Source organism: Kitasatospora sp. NPDC091335 (genome assembly GCF_044757205.1).
In the GTDB taxonomy this organism is placed as follows: Bacteria; Actinomycetota; Actinomycetes; order Streptomycetales; family Streptomycetaceae; genus Kitasatospora.
The window spans coordinates 159,326-178,619 of record NZ_JBIVUM010000018.1; the positions used below are offsets into that span (position 1 = coordinate 159,326).

Genomic DNA, 19,294 nt, shown 5'->3' on the forward strand with positions numbered 1-19,294 from the left:
TGCTGGCCGCCGCGGTCGTCGCCGTCCTCCTGGCCGGCTCGGGAGCCCTTCCGGGCTTCACGACAACGGCCGCCGCAACGGAAGAGGAAGGCGGCACGCCGACGGCGTCCGCCGCACCACAGTTGGAGTCGCCGGAGGGCCGGGCTGCGAAGGAGGCCCGGCGGACCGGAAAGCCGGTCGAGGTCGCGGAACTGCGTACCGAGGCCACGGACGTCGTCGCGCAGCCCGACGGTCGACTGATGTCCACCACGTACGTCCAGCCGAAGCGCGTGCGCAAGAACGGCCAGTGGGCCGACATCGACCTCGCGCTGGGCACCCGGCCCAACGGCGCGGTGGCTCCCAAGGTCACCACCGCCGATGTCGAGTTCGCGGGCGGCGGCAAGGACCAGCCGCTGGTGCGAATGGTCCGCGCGGGCAAGGAGCTCAGGCTCGACTGGCCCAAGCCGCTGCCCGCACCGGCCGTCACCGGGGACACCGCCGAGTACCGGTCCGTCCTGCCCGACGTCGACCTCCGGCTCACCGCCACCCGCACCGGCTTCAGCCAGGTGCTGGTCGTCCACACCGCGGCCGCGGCCAAGAGCCCTGAGCTGAAGCAGATCAGCCTCGGTCTCAAGGGCAGCGGACTGACCGTCAAGCAGGAGGCCGACGGCGCGATGACGGCCGTCGACACCGCCGGCGGCGGCACGGTCTTCGAGGCGCCCGCGCCGATCATGTGGGACTCGGGAGCGAAGCCGGGCGATGCTGCCGCGAGCGCCGAGCCCGCCGGCCCGGCCGCGAAGTCCCTCGCGGTGCCGGCCCCATCGCAGGTACAGGCGCAGGAGGACCCGGCCGCCCGTAGGGCGCCGACGGACGGCTCGAAGGTGGCCCCGATCAAGGTGGACGTCCCGCAGTCCCAGGACCGGCTGCTGCTGACGCCGGACCAGGCGATGCTGGCCGACCCGGCGACCGTCTACCCGGTCATGATCGACCCGTCGTGGAACACGCCGACCGCCAACGACTGGCTCGGTGTCCAGCGTGCCTACCCCAACGCCTCGTACTGGCACTTCAACGGTTCCCACGACTTCGGCGTCGGCTACTGCGACACCGGCCTCGACCCCGCGTGTGCCGCCAACGACGTCAAGCGGGTTCTCTTCCAGATCCCGAACGGCTCCTTCAAGGGCAAGCGCATCCTGAGCGCCGAGTTCGGCACCTACGAGAGCTGGTCCGCCTCCTGCAACGCCCGTGAGATCGAGCTCTGGAGCACCGGCTACGTCCACTCGAAGGTGAACTGGACCGCCCAGAACGCCGCCGGCTTCTGGTCCCGCAACCTGCAGACCATGAACGTCGCCAAGGGCTGGAGCGGCAACTGCCCGGGCGGCTGGCTGGAGTTCGGCGGCACCTCGGGCAATGTGAAGAACCTGGTGCAGGACGCGGCCAACTGGGGCTGGCCGACCATCACCTTCGGCCTGAGGGCGAAGAACGAGAGCGACGGCTACGGCTGGAAGCGCCTGACCGATGACGCGTTCCTGCGGGTCCACTACAACCTTCCTCCGCTTCAGGCCCCGATGAGTGATCTCTCGATGTCGCCCGGATCGGTCTGCCAGACCTCGCCGGTGCGCATCAACCGCGTGCCGCAGATCACCGTCCGCCTGTCCGACCCGGACGGCGAGGCGATCGGCCCCCAGTTCGCGCTGTCTTGGGACCCGGGTGACGGGGGTGGCCTGCGCCGTATGTGGTGGTCGACCGGAGCCGAGGGTAACCAACCGCCAGGCTGGTCCTTCAAGGGCTCGGGATCACAGTTCTCCTACCCCCTCCCGGACAGCACCCCGCAGAACGTGAAGGTCGGCTGGGAGGCCCGCGCCTGGGACGGCGCCCAATGGGGCCCCTGGAGTTCGGTCGGCGACCCGACGAACTGCTACTTCATCCTGGACACCACCCGCCCGAACGGGCCGGACATCTCCTCCGTCACCTACCCCGGTTCGAAACTCACCAGTGACGAGCTGCCGTGGATCGACGGCGTCGGGCGGTACGGGTACTTCACCGTCTCCTCGGCCTCGACCGACGTGGTCAAGTACCAGGTGGGGCTGGACACCGGACCGTCCGCCAACCGCCAGGTGTCCACCACCGGCGGCGCGGCCCGCAACATCCGGATCCTTCCCGAGACACCCGGCCCGCACTTCCTGTCGGTGAACGCCATCGACGCCAACGGCAACGCCTCGCAGTCCGAGACGTACTACTTCAACGTCCTCGCCGGCCAGCCGCAGCGGGCCGGCTGGAAGTTCGACGAGGCCGCGGGAGCCACCGAATCGGTGGGTGCCGGCGGTGACTTCGAGGCCGTGCTCGGCACGGGGGCCAAGACCGGCACCGAACCCGGTCACAGCGGCAACGCGCTGAAGCTGGACGGTACGGCCGACGGCTACGCCCAGACCCTCCCAGCCCTGCTGGAGACCCAGCGCAGTTTCACCGCATCTGCCTGGGTGCGCTACGACGGCACCGCCGGCAGCCACGCGGTGCTGAGTCAGGGCGGGTCGAACCACTTCGCCTTCCGCCTCGGCGTGGACGACGTGGGCGGGCAGAGCCGCTGGACGTTCAAGGCGCAGACCGCGGCCGGCGATTCCGGTGCCACCGTGGTCGGCGCGCAGTCCACGACCGCGCCGACGGTCGGGCGCTGGACCCACCTGCTGGCCACGTACAAGACCGAGACCAAGGAGATCCGGCTCTACGTCGACGGAGCACTGGCCGCCTCCGCGCCGGTGACGGCCGTCTGGGACGGACACGGCCCGCTGCAGATCGGCCGCTCCCGGTGTGCGACCGGTTGGTGCGACGCCTGGCCCGGCGCGGTGGACGACGTGCAGTTGTGGGACAGCGCACTGAGCGCGACCGAGGCGCAGACCGTCTTCGCCGGGGGAGTGCCCGGCGCCCAGGTCATCGCCAAGGCCAAGTGGTCCATGGAGGAACCGGTCGGCGCGTCCTCGGTGGTCGGTCACCCACAGTCCGTCAACGCGGTCCTGCAGGGCGGCGCGACGCTCGGCGGCCCCGGTGTCACCGGTACCGGCCTGGGGCTGGACGGCGTCGACGACCACGCCAGGGTCGCCCTGCCGCCGGTCCTGACGACCCGCAGCTTCGCCGTCGCGGCCTGGGCGCGCCTGCCGAAGGTCAAGCCTGGCCACGACGCGGTCGTCCTCTCCCAGGCCGGCACCCACAGCAGCCCGTTCTCGCTGTACTACTCGGCCGCCGACGACCGCTGGGTCTTCGGCCGGTACGAGCAGGACGCGACCGGCGCCACGCTGGTGCGGGCCCTCCAGGGCGCTTGCGGCAGCGGCCCGTGCCTGACCCCGACCGGCGGCGAGTGGGCCCACCTGGTCGGTGTCTACGACGCCGGCACCGACAAGCTGCGGCTCTACGTCAACGGCTACCTGGCCGGGGAGAGCGCCTACACCGCCTCGCTCTACGGCTCCGGTCCGCTGCTGATCGGCGCTGGCTCGCGCGAGGGCCAGAAGGTCGACTTCCTCCCCGGCAGCGTGGACGAGGTGCGGGTGTACGACCGGGTCGTCACCGGCCCCGAGGTCCGCGATCTGGTGCAGCAGCGCCCGCTGCTGGCCGGCCGCTGGAAGTTCAACTCGGCGAACGGAGCGGCCGCCCCGGACGAGGGCCCTGCCAAGGCCGATGCCGTCCTCGCCGGCGGTGCCTCGATCAAGCCCGACGGCGGCCTGCTCCCCACCCTGGGCACTCTGGCGCTGGACGGCTCCACCGGCTACGCCGCCACCACCTCGACCCCGTTGCACACCGGCCAGAGCTTCACCCTGGCCGGCTGGGCGAACACGGCGGGCGTACCGACCCGGAAGATGACGGTGATGTCGGTGGCCGGCACCGACAACAGCGCGGTCACGCTGCGCTGGGTCCCGCTGGGCATGGACCCCGTCACCGGGCAGCCGACCGGCCAGTGGGAGGCCGAGGTGAGCAGCTCCGACGCCAACGGCGCGGCGCACACCCTGATCGCCCACACTCCGGCCACCGCCGTCCAGGGGGAGTACTGGACGCACCTGGCCGTCAGCTACGACGCCTTCGTGGACCGGTTGACCCTTTACGCCAACGGCCAGGCGGAGAACCAGGGCTGTGGCTCCGATGACTTCGGCACGCCGACGCCCGGCTGCACCCCGCACATCTCCTGGGCCGATGGCGTACCACAGCCCTACGAGGCGGGCGGCGGTGTGCAGTTCGGCCGGAGCAAGAAGTCCGGCGCCTGGGACGAGTACTTCTCCGGTGAGCTGGACGACGTCTGGCTGTACCAGGGTGTGCTGAGCCCCTTGCAGATCGGCAAGCTCGCGGGCTACAACGTCGAGCTCGACACCTCGATCGGGGTCTGATTCTCCGTCCCCTGCGGGCCGGACGGCTTCCTGCCGTCCGGCCCGTGTTCCGTCATATCCGTCTTTATCCGAGGAGTTGTTTCCCATGAGCAGGAAGAGGTCGGCGCTGCGGCCGGCCCGGCCCAGGGTGTCCGCGATCATCGCGGGCGCACTGGTCGGGTCGCTGCTGCCGGCACTGCCGCTGGCCGCCGTCGCGGCGGCCGCGGAACCGTACACCAAGCCCGCGGCGGTCTCACCCGAGAAGCCGGTCAAGGGATCGGACGCAAAGCCCAAGGACCGCAAGACCGATACCACCGTCAGCAGCACTGACGGCAAGCACGGCGCCCTGCCCGGCGCCGGCAGCGCCACCGTCGACGTCCCCGGCGAGAAGGGCAAGGCCGTCACGGCCGGCAAGCTGCCCGTCGCCGTCTCCTCCTCGGGCGCTGCGGGCAAGGCGAAGGTCGAACTGCTCGGCCAGGACGCCGCGGTGAAGGCCGGGATCAACGGTGTGCTGCTGACCGTCTCGGGCGCGGACGAGAACAGCGGCCTGGCCGTGGACTACTCTTCCTTCGCCCAGGCCGCGGGTTCTGATTTCGGCTCGCGCCTGAAGCTGGTGCGCCTGCCCGAGTGCGCGCTGACCACGCCCGAGCTGCCCGAGTGCCGGGTGCAGACCCGGTTGCCGGGCGGCAATGACGTGGAACGGCAGACGGTCGCCGCCGACGCGCTGACCACGACCCCGGCCGGGTCCACGCGCCTGCAGTCCGAGCCGGGGGCGATGGTGCTGGCCGCCACGGCCGGGTCGGCCGGGCCCAGCGGCGACTACAAGGCGACGCCGCTGTCCAGCGCATCGTCCTGGTCGACCGCGCTGAACAGCGGTGCGTTCACCTGGTCGTACGACATGCCGCTGACCTCGATGCCCGGTGGGCTGATACCGAAGCTGAGCCTGTCCTACAACTCCGGTGCGATCGACGGCCGGACGGCCAACAGCAACAACCAGGCGTCCTGGGCCGGTGACGGCTTCGACCTGTCGCCCGGCTTCGTCGAGCGCAGCTACAAGGGGTGCGCCGAGGACGGCGCGCCGAAGACCGGGCTCGCGAGTCCCGGCGACCTGTGCTGGGGCACCGACAACGCGACCATCAGCTTCGCGGGGCACTCCGGTGAGCTGATCCCGGTATCCGGTGACGAGTGGCGGATCAAGAACGACGACGCGACGAAGGTCGTGCGCGTCCGCGACACGGGCCGGGGCAACGGCGACAACGACGGCGAGTACTTCCGCGCCACCACCACCGACGGCACCAGCTACTACTTCGGCTACAACCGCCTGCCGAACTGGTCGGCGGGCAAGCCGGAGACCAGGTCCGTCTACACCGTGCCGGTGTTCGGCAACAACGCGGGCGAGCCGTGCAACGGCGCCGACTTCGGATCCTCCTGGTGCCAGCAGGGCTGGCGATGGAACCTGGACCTGGTGGTCGACACCCATGGCAACGACATCACCTACTGGTACACCCCCGAGACCAACAACTACGGCCGTAACCTGAAGGCCGCCGACCGCACCCCCTACGTGCGCGGCGGACGCCTCGACCACATCGAGTACGGCCAGCAGCAGGGCGACCTCTACTCGGCCACCGCCAAGCCGATGGGCCGGGTCGACTTCGCCACCGCCGAACGCTGCCTGGAGACCACGGCCGGCACATGCGACGCGTCGAAGGTCGACGCCAACCGGCAGTACTGGTACGACACCCCGTGGGACCAGAACTGCAAGGACGGCACCGACTGCGACGCCGGCCGCTACAGCCCGACCTTCTTCACCCGCACCCGCCTCACCCAGATCGCGGCCAAGACCCTCCAGGCCGACGGCAACTACGCCACCGTCGACACCTGGGACCTGACCCACAAGTGGGGCACCGCCGACTTCGACTACCAGCTCCTGCTGGACTCGATCAAACACACCGGCTCTTCCACCACGCCCTCGGTCACGCTGCCCAAGACGACCCTCGCCTACAAGCAGCTGGCCAACCGGCTCGACAAGGTCGGTGACGGCCGCGCCCCGTTCGTCAAGCAGCGCCTGGGCACCGTCACCGACGAACTCGGCGGCCAGCTCGACGTCAACTACTCCGCCGCGGCGTGCAACTGGAACGCCCTGCCCACTCCGCAGTCCAACACCACCCGCTGCTTCCCGCAGATGTACCAGGCGTCGCTCGAGACGCCGGTGACCACGGAGTGGTTCAACAAGTACGTCGTCGATTCGGTCATCGCCACCGACCGCACCGGCGGCGCACCTGACATGGTCACTCGCTACACCTACCTCGGCGACGCCGCCTGGCACTTCGACGACGAGGACGGCCTGACCAAGGACAACCTCAAGACCTGGTCCCAGTGGCGCGGCTACGCCCGTACCCGGGTGGAGACCGGCGGCGTGGTCGCCATGACCACCCAGGCCGACCACTACTTCCTCCGCGGCATGGACCAGGACCGCAACAACCCCGCGGACAAGAACAGCAAGCGCAGTGTCACCGTCGACGACGGTCAGGGCACCACGATCACGGACGACGACGCCTGGGCGGGCTACGAGTACCGCACCGAGGAGTACGACAGGCCCGGCGGCGTGATCCTCGGCAAGGGCGTCAAAACGCCGTGGAAGAAGGAGACCGCCAAGCGCGTCCGCGACTGGGGCACCACCACCGCCAACATCATCGGCACCTCCGGCTCCCGATCCTTCACGTCGCTGGACAAGGGCGCGGGCAATGCCTGGCGCGAGACCAGGAACAACACCACCTTCGATGGCTACGGCCGCAACACCTCGATCGAGGACCTCGGTGACGTCGCCGTCGGCGGCGACGACAAGTGCACCCGTCTCAGCTACGCCGACAACGTGCCCGCGTGGATCCTCGCCGGGAAGGTCCAGGAGGAGACCGTCGCCGCGAACTGCGGGGCGACCGTCAACCGCGACACCCAGGCCGACGGAACGTCGGCCGTCCTCTCCGAGGTGCGGTACCGCTACGACGGTCAGGGTTACGGAAGCGCGCCCACCAAGGGGGACATCACCCTCACCCAGGGCCTGAAGACCCGGACCGGCAACAGCGCCACCTACCTCGACAACGCCGCCACCTACGACGGCTACGGGCGGACCCTGAGCACCACCGTGCTGGCCTCCAGCACGGTCTACGACCTCAGCGGCGCCACCGGCCCGGTCACCACGGCCTCGCCGAACGCCCGGACCACCACCACCGCCTACCTCCCGGCCGCCGGCCGGCCCACCAAGACCGTGGAGACCACCCCGCCCGCCAGGGCCGGGGACAGCAGTACCAGCCAGTCCACCACCACCGAATACGACCTGCAGCGCGGCCTGGCCGTCGATACCGTCGACACCGACAACCGTCGCACCGACCTCCTCTACGACGCCCTCGGCCGTACCCTCAAGGTCTGGCTGCCTGACCGGGCCAAGTCCAGGGACACCCCCGACCACGAGTACGTCTACACCCTCGCCGAGGGGAAGATCAGCGCGGTCACCGCCAAGACGCTCAACGAGGATGGCTCCCAGCGGAGTTCGTTCACCCTCTACGACGGCTTCGGTCGTGTCCGGCAGACCCAGTCCCCGGGCGACAGTGGCGGACGCGTACTGACCGACACCTTCTACGGGGACCGCGGCCAGGCCGTCCTCGGCTACGCGGCCTACTACGTCACCGGCGCCCCGTCGGGAGTCCTGCGCAAGGTCGACGACGCCACCGGCGTGGAGACCCAGACCGGTGCCGACTACGACGGTCTCGGCCGGGTCGTCAAATCCACCGTCCTCGCGGGCAACGGCGTCGGAGACCCGCTCTTCACCACGTTCACCGAGTACGGCGGTGACCGGGTCACCGTCACCCCGCCCATCGGGGGAACGCCCACCACCACGATCACCGACGCCGTGGGCCGTACCACCGAACTGCGCCAGTACAAGGCGGCGACTCCCACGGGGGCCTATGACGCCACCACCTACGGCTACGACCCGGCCGACCACCTCACCAAGCTGACCAACCCGGCCGGAACCGCCTGGACCTGGCTCTACGACCAGCTCGGCCGACAGATCAAGGCGATCGATCCGGACACAGGGACTTCCTCCCTGCTCTACAACGACCGAGGGGAGCTGACCAGCACCACGGACGGGCGCGGGAAGACCGTCAGCAACGTCTACGACAACCTCGGCCGGCTTGTCGAGACGCACGACGGTCCGGTGACCGGACCACTGCTGACCTCACGGGTCTGGGATCCGGCCGGCAACAAGGGCCGACTGTCCAGCACCACCCGCTACAGCACAGTCGGCGGCACCACCTACCAGTACAAGACCGCCTACTCGTTGTTCGACACGCTCGCCCGGCCCACCCGCACCACCGTCACCATCCCGTCCGTTCCGGGACAGGAAGCCCTCGCGGGCAACTACATCAGCGGCAGCGCCTACCGGCTCGACGGCCAGGCGAAGTCCAGGAGCTACCCGGCGGCCGGCAACCTGCTGGGCGAGACGGTGGTGCTCGGCTACGACGCCCTGAACCGGATGTCCGTTGCGGACGGCCAGGCGAAGTACCAGACCGGCCAGACCTACAGCCTCACCGGCAAGCCCCTGCAGTCCACGCTCAACGGCATCGCGGGCAAGGAGGTGTACATCACCAACTCCTACGAGTGGGGTACTCAGCGCCTGGCCTCCAGCCGCACCGACCAGTACGGCGTGACCGGAGCCGCCCGCTCCGCCGCCTACACCTACGACCAGGTCGGAAACGTCACCTCGGTCACCGACACCTCGCGCTCCGGCATCGACCGGCAGTGCTTCCGGTACGACTACCTGGCCCGTCTCACCGACGCGTTCACGCCCACCGGCGGCGGCTGCCCGAGCACCCCGAACGGTGCCGCCCTCGGCGGTCCGGCGCCGTACTGGACCAGTTGGACCTACAACACCAGCGGTACCCGGGCCGGCGAGACCCGCCACGACCCGACCGGCAACACCGGCCAGGACACCACCACCACCTACACCTACCCCGCCCCGGCCGCGGCGCGCCCGCACAGCCTGACCTCCACGTCCACCGTGACCGGAACCGTCGGCGCACCGGTCGTGGAGAGCTACGACTACGACGCCGCGGGCCACACCACCGGGCGGCACCTCACTCCCTCCGGCAACAGGACCAGCGACCAGTCCCTGGCCTGGGACACCGAAAGCCGGCTCGCCGGTGTCACCGACACGGTCAAGACCACGGTGGGCACCACTGTCACCACCACGAACAAGACCACCGACTACCTGTACGACGCCGACGGCAACCGCCTGGTCGGCCACACCCTCGACACCGCCGACGCCGCCGCCGAGAGCTGGACGCTCTACCTCGGGGACACCGAACTGAAGCTGGTGAAGGGCGCTGCCAAGGCCGCCGCCACCCGTTACTACCAGCTCGGCTCGGCCACCGCCGTCCGCACCGACGACAACCGCGTCACCTTCCAGGTGAACGACCACCACGGCACCGCCGAGGTCGGGATCGACGCCGCCACCGGCGCCATGGACCAACGCCGCTCGTTGCCGTTCGGAGGTGCCCGCGGTACCGCCCCCGCCGCCTGGGCCGGCAGCCGGGGCTTCCTCGGCGGCGTCCAGGAGACCACCGGCCTCACCCACCTGGGCGCCCGCGACTACGACCCGGCCACCGGCCGGTTCATCAGCGTGGACCCGGTGCTGGTCGGCACCGACCCGCAGTCGCTGGCCGGCTACACCTACAGCAACAACAACCCGCTCACCCTCAGCGACCCGAGCGGGCTACGGCCGGACGGTACGTACGGCGGTTTCACCGAACGGTCGCCCGCTGGGGTCCTCGAGACCTGGGCACCCGACGGAGACGGCGGCTGGGACTGGAGCCGGGACGTCATCCGCGGCTCCATAGACGCGGAGAAGCCGGTCGGCCTCCACACCACGATCAACTTCAACGCCAAGCCCAACAGGCGCAAGCCCCCGTCCTCGTGGTCGCTCTTCGAGGTTCAGAAGGGCCCCAAGTCCACCTGGGCCAAGATCGCCCACGTCGCGGCCGAAGTCAGCGGTGTGAACGACGTCCGCGGGTGCATCGGCGGGGACAAGGCCAGCTGTGCTTGGGCGGCTGCGGGCGTCCTGCCGGTCGGAAAGATCGGCAAGGCCTTCAAGCTCGTCGGGGAGGGAACGGAGGTCCTCGCCCGGAACGGGGACGACGCCGCAAGCCTCCTGGGGAAAGAGGCGGATGGCCTGACCAGGCTGACCAAGAAGTGCGACAGCTTCCCGGCAGGCGTCCATGTGGTGCTGGCCGACGGGACGACCAAGCCGATCGAGGAGCTGAAGGTCGGGGACATCGTCCTCGCCACTGACCCGGAGACCGGGACGACGGCGGCCCGCGAGGTCGACGCGACGATGGCAACGCCGGACGACGCCGACTTCACCACGATCGTCCTCCCCGCCGACCAGGGCGAGATCACGGCGACCGACCACCACCCGTTCTGGAGCGTCAACCGGGACGCCTGGGTCTACGCCGCAGAGTTGTCCCCGGGCGACACGGTCCGGAGCGCCGACGGAACGACCGTCGCCGTCACCAAGGTCCGGCACTTCCACCTGGTCCAGCCGGCATACAACCTGACCGTCCGCGACCTGCACACGTACTATGTACTCGCTGGCACCACGCCGGTATTGGTTCATAATAGTGGGCCAAACTGCGATATCACCCTTTACAAGGCGCCCGGCACGGGCATGACCGACACGCTGCTTAAAGATGGTTTCACGGAAAGAGATTTTCCGGGATCTGGAAATGGATACCCGGATGGCCGGGCGTACTTCGGTCTTGAGGATGATGGAAAGACGATTGCGCTCGACTATGCGAGTCGCGGAGGCTATGACGGTGGTGTCGTGCAGGTCAGGATTCCGAAGGCCGACTTCGACCAGCATTTCGCTCAGTATGTAGGCTCGCATAACGGCGTCCCTGGGGTGGAGGTTGCAATCCCAAATACAGCGTTCGACGTCCTTAACCAGTACCCACGAACCATGGTCGGGCAATGACGAATCAGCAGGTCAGCGAGTACGAGCAGAGCCTCATCGGCAAGATCGTCGATGGCAAGATTGAAGCCGTGTTCCGCTGGGGAATCATCGTGGACCTGGGGCTCTCCCGGGTCGGGCTCATTGATGCTCTCTACATTGACGATGGAGATTGCTATCAGGTCGGGGATCGAGTCAGCTGCTATCTGGACTGCTTCGATGAGCGAAAGGACAAGTTCATCCTGAGGCCGCCAGGTCAGACGTCTCTTGCGGAACGGCTGGGGCGAGTAAGGGAGTGAAAGGCAAGGCGACCGGATTTGCGCTGATTTTGCGGAAGCGCGACAAGAATCCAGTCGCCGTGTTGTAAGGAGTAATCGGAAGCCCCGCCAGAAATGAATTCTGGCGGGGCTTCTTTGGGCTTTGACGGCAGTAGTTGACGGCAACGTCAGCGGACGGGTGCTGCACAAAGCGGCGGTTCGTCGCCGTCGTCTGGCTGGGCGGGGTCGCGGAGGGCGTTGCCGAGGAGGTCGATGGCGTCGCGCTGTAGGCGGAGTCGGACGTGGGCGTACACGGTGGCGGTGACGCCGATATGGGCGTGGCCGAGGAGTTCCTTGATGACGACGAGTTCGACGCCCTGTTCCAGGAGGAGGGTGGCCGCCGAGTGCCGGAGGTCGTGGAAGCGGATGCGGCGGAGCCTGGCCCTGTGGAGCAGCGCGGTGAAGTGTCGGGTGAGGGTGGATCCCTCGATCGGGGCGCCGTCGGGCCGGGTGAAGACGTAGCCGCTGTCCTTCCAGGCCGCACCCGCCGCTTCGCGCTCCTGGCGCTGCCGGTTGCGGTGCTGTGCGAGTGAGCGCAGGCACGGGGTCGGCAGGGCGATGCGGCGCTCGGAGCTCTGGGTCTTGGTCGGCAGGGCGGTCAGGCCGCCGGTGTTGGTGCGCTGGAGGGTGCGGCGGATGCTGGCGGTGCCGCCGGCCAGGTCGAGGTCTTCCCAGCGCAGGCCGAGGAGTTCGCCCTTGCGGAGGCCGGTGCGCAGGGCGAGTTCGAACAGCGCGTGCAGTCGGTGGCCGTGGGTGGCGGCGAGGAACTGGCGGCCTTCCTGGGCGGTGAGGGGTTCGAAGCGGCGGGGGCGGGGTGTGCCCATGCGGACGTTGCGGGCGACGTTGCGGGGGATCTCTTCTTCGCGGACGGCGTGCTCCAGGGCGGACTTGAGCACGGAGTGGACGTAGGCGAGGGTCAGCGGCGAGAGCCGCTTGGAGCAGCAGGTCCCGACAGCGCAGCACTGCGGCTGGTCGCGGGCGGTGTCGAGGCCGCGTGCGCAGCACTGGCAGGTGGTGCGGAGTTGGTCGAGCCAGGTGCGGACGTCCTTGGCGGTGAGTTTGGCGAGCTTCTTCCGCCCCAGGCCGGGTACGAGGTAGAGGCGGGTGCAGGCGGTGTAGCGAGTGTGGGTGTTCTCGCGGAGCCGGTGAACGGCGACGGTCTCCAGCCAGTAGGTGAGGAACGCTGCGACGCTGCCCTGCGCGGAGGGGGCGGAGACTCCGCGGTTGCTGGTGGCGATCTTCTCGGTGAGTTTGGCCAGGGCGTCCTTGCGGGTGCTGCCGTAGACGCGGACGCGCTTTCGGGTGTCGCCGATGGCCAGGACGTATCCGGCGGCTTCCCAACGGCCGTCCTTGCGCTGGTAGACGGTGCCGTCCCCGTTGGCGCGGCTGCGGCGGGAGGGGTTGGTGTCGCGGGGTGTGGTCATCAGGCGGCGTCCTGTTCGAGTCGGGTGCGGATGAAGTCGGTGAGGGCGTGGGTGGGGATTCGGCGGGAGCGGCCGAGGGTGATTGAGCCGAGTTGCCGGGAGCGGAGCAGGTCGTAGACGGCCGAGCGGCCGAGTTGGAGGCGGGCCATGACCTGGGGAACCGTTAGCAGTTCCGCCGACGTAGGCGAGATCACGGGCGGTCCTCGCCTTCGTGCCTGAACTGCCGTTCGTGGACGCGGTTGTGTCGGACGGTGGCGGCGAGGAGTTCTTCGCCCGAGCTGTAGCCCGAGCCGTGGTAGGCCCAGTGGCCGAGGACCAGGGTCGTGCTCGGGTCCAGGTCGGGCAGGTCGGCGTGTGCGCGGGCCTGTTCGGTGCGCCAGGTGCGGCGGGCGTCGCGCAGAGCGCCGAGGGTGACGGAGTAGCAGCGGGATTTGGTGGAGAAGTGTCCTCGGAAGCCGAGCATGTGCGCCCACTTCCAGAGCTTGAGATCGGCGAACTCCGGGCGCTGGCCGAGGTCCCAGCAGGTGCGGATCATCTGCCGCACGTGCCGTCCGACAGCCAGGCGGGGCAGCGGGCGGGACTGGCCGGTACCCGCGCAGGTGCGGCATTCGACGGGTACGCCGGTTTGTGTGGACAGGGCCATTCCGCGTCCCTGGCAGGGGCGGCAGAACAGCGCGCGGTCCAGGGTGCCGGAGGAGTCGGCGGACTTGGTGGCGTACTTGGCCACGTACGCGGCGACGGCCTGATCGGTGAGTTCGGCGTCGGTGCCGAAGGCGGCGATCTCGCGTACGTCGATCTGCTCACCCCAGGTGAGTTCGCGTTCCCCCACGGCGTCGGAGATGACGGTCAGGGTGACGCGCTCGGCAGCGGCCTTGATGGCACCGGTGAGGACTTCGGCGGTCGCGTACGCGGGTGGGGGCTCGCTGCTGCCTTCCGGGCCGTCGAAGCGGATCACGGCGTGGTAGTGGACCAGGCCGCGCTTCTGGTACTCGGCGACCTTGGCGAAGGACACCCGCAGCTCTTCGCGCAGGGCCTTTTGCGTCATATCGAGGGCAGCGGCGATCTCGCGGCGCAGGTAGATCGTGAAGCGTCGCCACAGGTCCGAGGCGTGCGCGTTGAACAGCACGGCGCCGCAGTAGTCGTACGTCTTCGGGTTGAGGGGTGCGCCGAGGGTCTTGTCATCCTTGGCGTGGTGCTTGCCACAGCGGCACGCCTGGTTGCCATCCTTGGCGCGGTTGTGGACCGGGCCGAAGGACGGGGCGGTCAGGGTGGCGAAGACGCGGGGGTGCGTGCGCACGCTCTCGGGGACGGTCTTGCCGCCGGACAGGCCCGCGCGGATCAGGTGGAAGGTGTCGGCAGCGTAGATGCGGGAGCAGGAGGGGCAGCGCGAGGCACGGCGGTTGCCGCAGGCGGTCAGCAGGCGTCCGGTGGGTTCGTCGGCGGTGCTGTAGGAGCGCAGAACCTCACCGGTGGCGGTGTCCACAGTGGCGGTCTGGCCGACAAGGCGTACGGGTTCGGTGCAGCCGCCGAGCCGTTCGATCTGTTCGCGGAGGCGGTCGAAGTTGTCGAGGTTGACCAGCTCGACCAGGCCCCGCACGGTGGGGCTCACGATGTGGCGCAGGTCCAGCAGCGGAGTCATGGGGGGCGGGTCCTTTCTGCGGAGGTGAGCGCCCCGAGCAGCAACAGGGCCGGGATGTAGGCGTGTTGGTGCTGCTCGGGGCATGACGAACCGAGCCCGGTCGGGCAGGGGCGTTCAGGTGGGGAATCGGCCGGCGGGGCTCAGGCGGAGAGCTGAGCGTGTGCGGCGGTGGCCAGCGGCAGCGTGACGCCCAGGCGGGCCTTCAGCTGACCGGGCGTGATGTGCTCGCCCTGTTCGGCGTGGTGCGTCTCGGCGATGCGCCGGGCGGCGTTCAGCAGGGCCTCAGGGATGGCCGGGAGAGAGGCGGCCACCGTCGCCTTGACCGGCAAAGGACGGGCCACGGGAGCAGGCGCGGGCTCGGAAGCGAGGATCACAGCCGGGGCAGGCGCGGGCTCGGGGGCCGGAGCGGGGGCGGGTTCCGGTTCGGCGTCGAGCGACGGCAGGGGGAGGGATTCCGGCAGGGGTTCCAGGGCCGGAGTCGGGACCGGGGCGGGGGCTTCCGCCGGGGTCGGGGCGGTCAGGGTGTGGAAGTGGCGGAGGAACTGGGGGCCGACCTGTCCCCAGCCGAGCAGCAGCAGCGGGGCGACCGCATCGACAGCGGCGCGGCCGTAGTGTCCGGCCGCCAGGGGTTCGGCGACGTTCAGGGCCAGGGTCAGCAGGCCGCACAGGTGCATCAAGCGGGTTGCCGCCGTCAACTCCCCCGCCGGGACGCCGCGCAGGGACAGGAAGCGCAGGCCGACGAGGAGCCCGACCACGGACAGGTCAACCATGGGTGCGATCAGTGGCGCGACCGGGTGGGGCACCCCCAGGCGCAGGGCCAGCGCCCAGACGTTGCCGAAGGAGAAGACGAACGCCAGCAGGGCGATGACCGCCATGACCACGGTCACGGTGCGCTGTGTGAAGCGGTCCTCGGCCATCAGGCCAACTCACCTTTCTTGATGGGTAGTTACAGGAGCGGTCAGGCCGCGTCGGCCATCAAGGCTTCTGCGTCGTCGTCCATGAAGGCGGGCTTCCAGTCGACCGGGCCCGGACGAACGTTGAGGTACGCGGCAGGGTCCTCGGCCAGGTGGGCGGTCTCGTCGGCGATCCGGGCCGCGTCGGCGTCGGACACGTACGGGGTGCGAACGCGGGTGAAGCCCGGACGGCCCTGCACGCCCATGGACGCCACTCCGACGTAGGCCGGGTCCTGGAGGTTGACCGGGTTGGCGTCCGGCCAGTTGCGGATGTCGTCCCCGAGTGCGGCCACGGAGGCTTCGGCCGTCTTCTGGGCGAAGGACAGTCCCAGCGGGCACACGTCCCGAATGAACGTCGGGATGGCGTCGCCGGTTGCCTTCTGGGTGGCCAGGATGACCATGATTCCGACGCTGCGGCCCTTCTTCACCAAGTCCTCGACGAGCCGGGCGTTCTCCGCCGACAGGGCCGCCAGCTTCTTCGTCTCGGCGTCGTTGCCCTTGTACTCGCGGAAGTAGGTGTGCGCTTCGTCGATGATCAAGATCGTCAGCGGCCAGATGCGGGACGGCCCGACGTGCCACATGTTCTTCACGCCCAGCACGGCCCGGATGGACGAGGAACGGCCCCGCCGCAGCTTCACCATGCGCTTGAACAACTCGTTGGCTTCCGCCAGGTCATCCCCCGCGAACGCGAACAGGCGGGGCGTCAGATCGGCGTAGTCCCCTTCGTGGGCGGTGGATACCTTGCCGTCCGCCACGGCGAACTGAACCGCGTCAGAGGGGGCCAGGTCGCAGATGAGCTTGTTGATCAGCGACGTCTTGCCGAAGCCGGGCAGGCCGGCCACGGTCACCCCGGGAACGTTCGCCATCGGCAGGCTGACGTCTTCGGCGTACTCGTCCAGCCCGAGCCCCCACGTGTCCAGGCTCTTCGGCGCCATGCCCGTGGGGACGTGCTCAGTCGCCGTTGTGAGCGGGTCCAGGCGCACGGCCCGGATCACCACCCGCCCGGGGCCGTCCGGCAGCACGGATACCCGCGTGCAGCGCCAGGCGTCAGCGAGGAAGCGCGCCGAGCGCTGGAACTCCTCCAATCCCACCTTCGGCAGGCACTTGGCCCGCACCACCACCCCGAACCGGTCCGGCTTCACCTTGATCCGAGGGACCAGGACCCGGGGCTTGGGCACCTCGCCCTCACGGCTGACCAGCTCTGCCAGGAACGTCGGCGTCTTGTCCGTCACCGACAGGCCCGCCATCTTGGCCAGCCGCTCCCACCCGAACCGGATGCGCACCCCCTGCCGGATGCTCGCCCGGGTCTCACGATCGACCCGCAGGTAGCGGACGACGGCCACCACAGCCCACACGGTCGCCAGGGCGAGGATCGCCCCGATCAGGACCGGGGCGATCTCGTTTACAGCCTTCACTTCATGCCTTCCACGTCGTAGATGAACCCGAGGAGCGTCGTCTCCAGGTCGAAGCGGACCGCGCGGCCGGGCGCCGGATACCCCAGCGCTACCAGGACGGCGGCGACCCCATCTATCAAGACCGGGGAGAACCGGCCATCAGTGTCAGCCGGAACGGGCAGCGGGTGCACCGACTGCCCTACGGTGACGGTCACTTGACCTTCTCCAGGCGGCCCGCCCGGTAGGCGATGCCCTCCGAGAGCTGACCGTTGAAGAGTCGCGCCCACGGCGTGGCGAACAGGTCCACCGGCCGCACCATGACGCCCGGCTTCAGCCCCTCGGGAAGACCGGAGTGGGCAACGGTGAGCTTCATGATCTCCGCGCGCCCCTCCTCCATGAGCATCACCGTGACCGTGAACAGGTGCTCGCCCGTCTCGCGGTCGGTGGCGATCTCGCCGGTCTGCGGATCCTTGATCTTCGGGGTTGCGTCAGTGCCCGTCATGCAGACGGTAGAGGCCAGCAGCCCGACGCGAATCCTGGTCATACCCATGGCAGTTCCCTTGTTCGGGGGTCGCTTGTTCGACCTGCCAGAACCATACGATACGAATCGTCACACCCGCAACGCATCGGCACACCTGGAACGGTGCGGCATGCTCGGGTGTCTGGGCACGCGCGGGTGCGCGGGTATGCCGTGGGTGCGGGAGGGCCGCTACCCTCGGTGTATGACGCTGCCCCTGGAAGAGGACCCCCGGCCGCCGTACGTGCAGGCCGCAGAGGCTCTGCGTGCCGCGATCCGCAAGGGTGAGCTGCGTCCAGGCGAGAAACTTCCCTCCGCCCGCGAGCTGCAACGACGCTTCGGCATCGCCAGCTCGACCGTGCAGAACGCGCTTCGCCTGCTCAAGGACGAGGGCCTGATCTACTCCGTGCTGGGTCGGGGCAGCTACGTACGGGCCGCCAAGGAGGAGTCCCCTAAGGCCAGCGCCGACGTGTCCGATCCCGCATACGTCGGGCTTGGCGATCTCCTCACCGGCTGGAAACCCGCCCCGGACGACCCCCGCCCGCCGTACGTCCAGACCGCAGACGCCCTCCGCAAGGAGATCCAGGACGGGCGGTTGCCACCCGGTGGCAAGCTGCCCTCCGCGCGCGAGCTGCAAGACCGGTTCGGCATCGCCAACTCGACCGCGCAGAACGCGCTTCGGCAGCTCAAGGACGAAGGGCTGATCTACTCCGTACAGGGCCGGGGCGTGTTCGTCCGGACCCCCAGCCCCCGTGAACAGTTCATCAAGCGCTACCACGAAGGCCTTGAAGAGATGGCGGCTCAGCGCCGGGCCGACGAGGAAGCTGTTCGGCTCAGCGGCAAATCCGACGAAGAGGTTGCCGCCGAACTAGAAAGCGCGGAAGACCACTTGGCGAAGGTTCGCGCCGAGTACGAAGCCGCGATGGCCGACGTCCAGGCTATGACCGCCGTCGTGCAGCAGCGGAAACGCCTGCGGGGCGAGCCGGACGAGAACGCTGCCCAGCGACTTCGTGACAGGCTCGACGAGGCCGCTCGCAAGCGCCGGTAGCCTCACGAGTCCGGTCAGCTCAGACGGGGCAGGGGCATCGGCAACGGGTCGAGCTGTTACAAGTTTCTTTACTGGATCAAGTTTCTTTACTGGATCAAGGCGGCCCGCTGTCGCGGGCCGCGCGCGCTCCGGCCCGGCGGGGCCGCCGCCCGCTCCTGTCTCCGCCCCGCTCAGCGACGGCCCCGCCGGTCCGGGCGCGCAACACCGGCGGCAGCAGGGAAGTCTGTCGGCTCTACCTCACCCCGGGCCCTCCCTCCGAGGGAGCAGGGGGCCGAGCACCGGTGCGGCACCGTCGTGGTGAGTGGTCGCGGGTCGCGGGACAGGCCCCTCGCCGGTCGGTCCCCGGAGGCGTACCAGGAACCCCCGGGGGCCGCCAGGGTCTGCGCGCAAGCGTGCCGGGAGCAGCGTTGGCGGCCCCCGGGGAACCCTGGTCCGGCGAAGCTGCCCGACCGACGAGGGACCAACCCCGCTCAGGCCCCGATCCTGCCGGAGGCCCCGGCCCCGCGCCGTTTCGACCGGCCTCGTGGCCGACGCGGCGCGCGGCGGGTGGTTCACCGCCTGGGGTGGGTATCTGCCGGTTAGGAGCTGTCCGGCCGATCATGTGCGGAGCCAGATGACGAGGGCGGCTGCGGTGACGGTGCCGAGGTAGACGTAGCCGCGTTTGTCGTAACGGG

General features: G+C 69.5%; 11 protein-coding genes. 4 read left to right on the top strand and 7 right to left on the bottom strand.

What is annotated here, in order from left to right:
• Window positions 1-239 precede the first annotated feature (239 nt).
• From ACIQOW_RS31510 to ACIQOW_RS31520, 3 genes are all read left to right on the top strand, one after another.
• Window positions 240-4,346, top strand: coding sequence for a LamG-like jellyroll fold domain-containing protein (locus ACIQOW_RS31510; RefSeq protein ID WP_401090690.1), 4,107 nt, complete (start codon window positions 240-242; stop codon window positions 4,344-4,346).
• Window positions 4,347-4,431: 85 nt separating this feature from the next.
• Window positions 4,432-11,352, top strand: a complete 6,921-nt coding sequence (locus tag ACIQOW_RS31515; protein ID WP_401090692.1) for a polymorphic toxin-type HINT domain-containing protein — start codon at window positions 4,432-4,434, stop codon at window positions 11,350-11,352.
• On the top strand, window positions 11,349-11,627 hold the full coding sequence (locus tag ACIQOW_RS31520) for a hypothetical protein (RefSeq protein ID WP_401090694.1): 279 nt from the start codon (window positions 11,349-11,351) through the stop codon (window positions 11,625-11,627). The genes ACIQOW_RS31515 and ACIQOW_RS31520 overlap by 4 nt, the downstream gene beginning before the upstream one ends.
• A 146-nt stretch (window positions 11,628-11,773) precedes the next feature.
• Here the strand turns inward: ACIQOW_RS31520 and ACIQOW_RS31525 are convergent, their stop codons facing one another.
• The 7 genes from ACIQOW_RS31525 to ACIQOW_RS31555 form a co-directional block, all read right to left on the bottom strand.
• Window positions 11,774-13,069 carry a tyrosine-type recombinase/integrase gene (locus ACIQOW_RS31525; protein WP_401090695.1) on the bottom strand — a complete coding sequence of 432 codons (1,296 nt, stop codon included), beginning with the start codon at window positions 13,067-13,069 and terminating at the stop codon, window positions 11,774-11,776.
• Window positions 13,069-13,263, bottom strand: coding sequence for a helix-turn-helix domain-containing protein (locus tag ACIQOW_RS31530; RefSeq protein WP_401090697.1), 195 nt, complete (start codon window positions 13,261-13,263; stop codon window positions 13,069-13,071). The genes ACIQOW_RS31525 and ACIQOW_RS31530 overlap by 1 nt, the downstream gene beginning before the upstream one ends.
• Window positions 13,260-14,708: a replication initiator gene (locus ACIQOW_RS31535; protein WP_401090698.1), complete on the bottom strand. Its 1,449-nt coding sequence runs from the start codon at window positions 14,706-14,708 to the stop codon at window positions 13,260-13,262. Before ACIQOW_RS31535 ends, ACIQOW_RS31530 begins: the two co-directional genes overlap by 4 nt.
• 140 nt (window positions 14,709-14,848) lie before the next feature.
• On the bottom strand, window positions 14,849-15,625 hold the full coding sequence (locus ACIQOW_RS31540) for a DUF2637 domain-containing protein (protein ID WP_401090700.1): 777 nt from the start codon (window positions 15,623-15,625) through the stop codon (window positions 14,849-14,851).
• Window positions 15,626-15,666: 41 nt separating this feature from the next.
• Window positions 15,667-17,007, bottom strand: a complete 1,341-nt coding sequence (locus ACIQOW_RS31545; RefSeq protein ID WP_401090702.1) for a cell division protein FtsK — start codon at window positions 17,005-17,007, stop codon at window positions 15,667-15,669.
• Window positions 17,008-17,072: 65 nt separating this feature from the next.
• Window positions 17,073-17,270 (bottom strand): hypothetical protein, encoded by a 198-nt coding sequence (locus ACIQOW_RS31550; RefSeq protein WP_401090703.1) that lies wholly within the window; start codon window positions 17,268-17,270, stop codon window positions 17,073-17,075.
• Entirely contained in the window at window positions 17,267-17,557 is a 291-nt protein-coding gene (locus ACIQOW_RS31555; protein WP_401090705.1) for a hypothetical protein, read from the bottom strand. The genes ACIQOW_RS31550 and ACIQOW_RS31555 overlap by 4 nt, the downstream gene beginning before the upstream one ends.
• Window positions 17,558-17,777: 220 nt before the next feature.
• On the opposite strand from ACIQOW_RS31555, the gene ACIQOW_RS31560 reads away from it, so the two are divergent.
• Entirely contained in the window at window positions 17,778-18,620 is an 843-nt protein-coding gene (locus tag ACIQOW_RS31560; protein WP_391446936.1) for a GntR family transcriptional regulator, read from the top strand.
• Window positions 18,621-19,294 lie beyond the last annotated feature (674 nt).